Here is a 2,756-nt window from a genome sequence, read left to right as displayed (position 1 = left end):
CTTACATACCGCCGCACAATTAGGAAATATAGAATTGATTATTTTATTGTTAGAACACGGAGCAGAAGTTTCTTTGCGCATGGAAGGCGGAAAACTGCCTGCAGATTTAGCCGCAGAAAAAGGCTTTAATGAAATTGCAGAGATTTTAAGAGACGATGACTAGACAGTTCTCAGTTTAATCAATTGCAAACTGGATACTGTTAACTGCCTACTGAACAGTTTTCAGTTTGAAGTCCACAGTTTTCATTTCATATACTACAAACTCGTACTGTTAACTGCAAATTGGGCACTGCCAACTGAAATCATTCCCAAATCCTCGACCGCATTCTTTTCATATACGTCCTGATATCGAGTACAACAGCCGCTAAAAAATAGAACAATATTGGAAAACCCACCGCTAAAAACGACGAATAAATAAAAAACAAACGCACTTTCGCTGTGCTCATGTTCAACTTGTTAGCCAAATAAGTAGAAACGCCAAAACTCTGTTGTTCAAAATAGGTTATAATTCTTTGGAACATTTTAAGCTTATTTTAAAAATCTTAATAACAATACCACAAGATAAAATCATTGGAAACCGAAATCATAATTTGATTTCCAAACTCTAATTTAGCAATAATAATCGGTTAAATTTTCAATAGCATATTCTATCTCGATTATTCCAAAACCAATTTTTCGAAATCCTGTTTATCCTCGTGTTTAATAAATAGCGTCTGTTGTTCTTCCAGTCCTGAAAACTTTTTGATCAGTTCTGCCTTAAATTTATGGATATCGACATCTTTGTTTAAAATAACAGTTAAGGCATCGGCATTACCCCTAACCTCAATAATCTGATTAGGATATAGTTCTTTTAGCTCGTGTGGAAATTCCATAATTTAAAAACAGATTATAGGGTAGAAAGTTTTGTTTGAAATCAGCATCTGGTTAGGCCTGCTTTAAAATTTTAATTCCAATACCACAATATAGACATTTTTTCTCATCGCAGTATTGCTTTTTCAGCTGCAAAATTCCTTGCGAAGCAAATGCATGATCCATCTTCACCCCTGCCCCGGTAAATTTATCTGTAATCGCATTTTGCTCAGCTGGCAAACGCTCCAACAATTTTATCGCCCTGCTAATATAGTATTGTGTACCCGTGTGTTTACCATACGCGAATAAAAACAAAGCCACCGTATTTAACAAAACAYTATCAACAGATGTTTTCCCAATTTGCGTATTTACACCAGAGGTTTCTTTTTTAAAATGATAATGTGTTTTCCAGTAATCGTTTACCGGTAGGTTTTCAAACAAAGCATGCAATTGGGCTATATCTTTGATTTCGATAATTTTAGAAAAAAGATGGTTGGCTTTTACAATTAACGCTGCAAATTGTGCCAATCTGATTGTAGGAAAGTTTTGCGGCCTCATCCGCATAAATTTCCACATCGAAACTTCTATAGGTTTAATATTGTATTTCTTTCGAAGAAACTGGAATTCGGCCTTTAGCTTTTTAGGGTACTCCTCTTCAAACTGATCATTTAAAAAACCAGCGGCACCAAAAACCAGCGCTTCAATTTGGTTTGGGTTATTTTTGTGCTTGGCATAAATTTGCTGCGAAACGGCTTTAGCAAACAACTCAAAAGGCAGGGCATTTATTTTAAAGCCAAAATTACGCGCCAGAAAACGGTAAAAAGTCTCATCCCAATTCCCATTTAATTCGTTCAAGGTTTCTGTAACAGCATTTGTTTTTTGCTCGAAACGTTCTATTAAGGTTCTTGATAAAAAAGAATCGACAATTAATTGATCTACCGTTCCAATTTGTGCAATGCAAGGAAAATCAGTTAATGTGAGAAATAGGTTTTCGTATTTTTTGATGAGATCGGCAGAGATACGCTGTTTTAATTCCAAAACGGGCAAAACAGTATTGTCTATTCTTTTTATTTCCGCATCATGCTCATAAACAACATGTAAGACAACATTTTCGTAAGCGGGATTAATCTGATGATTGTGTTTTAACCAGTCTGACGACCGGAGGTGAATTTCTACATTACCAGCCCATGTAGTATCGTCAATTTCGATTTTCGCGTTAAAAAAATCCGGCCCAGCATTTTTGTTTAACAAGCCTGGATTGATAATTTTCAAGTTTTCTCCAGCGGTAGTTTGCAGCCCGCTATAATCAAACGACCTGAATTGCCATACATAATGAAGAAAATCTTCTGGAAAATTCATTCTTCAAGATAGTAAATTATTTTTAAAATCTGTAGTTTAAATCTTTCGCTTCTGTAGAATAATTATTAAACACGTATGTAATTAAATACCTATTATTACTTTTTTCAAATACAAAATACCATGTTGTATTTGGGTTCATATTGAAATGAATATAATATTTTCCAAATTTTAGAAGTGAATTGGGAGCGGTATAATGTTTTTTGTTATGAATGGTTCTTTCAACATTATAGATTATTTTTGATAACATAGTTTAAGGCACTTTCTTTATTGGAAAAGTATCCCTCATAAAACAAATTATCAATTAGTTGATTAAAATACAAGAGTACCGAAGGATGAAAATTTACAGCTATTTCCAAGGCAGTTTTTGTATGTTCTCATGGACGGATTTCTCAAATTCTTCTGCAGAAATACTTTGAGCCCATTTTTCATCAAATGATACTTGATCTTTCTTTACATAAGCAACAGCTGCCTCTTCAACAACAAATTGCTTTTCTTCTTTTAAGATGTTGATCAGTTTTTGTTTTTCTTCCACTGTTAATGCCCTAACC

At 34.1% G+C, this 2,756-nt stretch carries 5 protein-coding genes; 1 reads left to right on the top strand and 4 read right to left on the bottom strand.

Annotated features, from left to right (window positions below; genetic code table 11):
* Window positions 1-163, top strand: a 163-nt coding sequence (locus AC1DPQ_RS23755; RefSeq protein WP_477611076.1) for an ankyrin repeat domain-containing protein, incomplete at its 5' end; no start/stop codon positions are given.
* A gap of 139 nt (window positions 164-302) precedes the next feature.
* On the opposite strand, the gene AC1DPQ_RS23750 is transcribed toward AC1DPQ_RS23755, so the two are convergent.
* The 4 genes from AC1DPQ_RS23750 to AC1DPQ_RS23735 all read right to left on the bottom strand — a co-directional run.
* On the bottom strand, window positions 303-521 hold the full coding sequence (locus tag AC1DPQ_RS23750; protein ID WP_047799560.1) for a PspC domain-containing protein: 219 nt from the start codon (window positions 519-521) through the stop codon (window positions 303-305).
* Window positions 522-656: 135 nt separating this feature from the next.
* Window positions 657-872 (bottom strand): hypothetical protein, encoded by a 216-nt coding sequence (locus tag AC1DPQ_RS23745; RefSeq protein WP_029277138.1) that lies wholly within the window; start codon window positions 870-872, stop codon window positions 657-659.
* Window positions 873-924: 52 nt separating this feature from the next.
* Window positions 925-2,208 (bottom strand): DUF2851 family protein, encoded by a 1,284-nt coding sequence (locus AC1DPQ_RS23740; protein ID WP_477611075.1) that lies wholly within the window; start codon window positions 2,206-2,208, stop codon window positions 925-927.
* A 346-nt stretch (window positions 2,209-2,554) separates the two neighbouring features.
* Window positions 2,555-2,756: hypothetical protein (locus AC1DPQ_RS23735; RefSeq protein ID WP_477611074.1), on the bottom strand; the 202-nt coding region annotated here is incomplete at its 5' end.

Source organism: Pedobacter sp. 01T416_2 (assembly GCF_056398925.1).
This window is presented reverse-complemented; position numbering and strand designations above follow the sequence as displayed.

Bases quoted from the DNA above. Each gene is read 5' to 3' on its own strand.
- AC1DPQ_RS23750 (WP_047799560.1), bottom strand. From the start codon at position 521: ATGTTCCAAAGAATTATAACCTATTTTGAACAACAGAGTTTTGGCGTT.
- AC1DPQ_RS23745 (WP_029277138.1), bottom strand. From the start codon at position 872: ATGGAATTTCCACACGAGCTAAAAGAACTATATCCTAATCAGATTATT.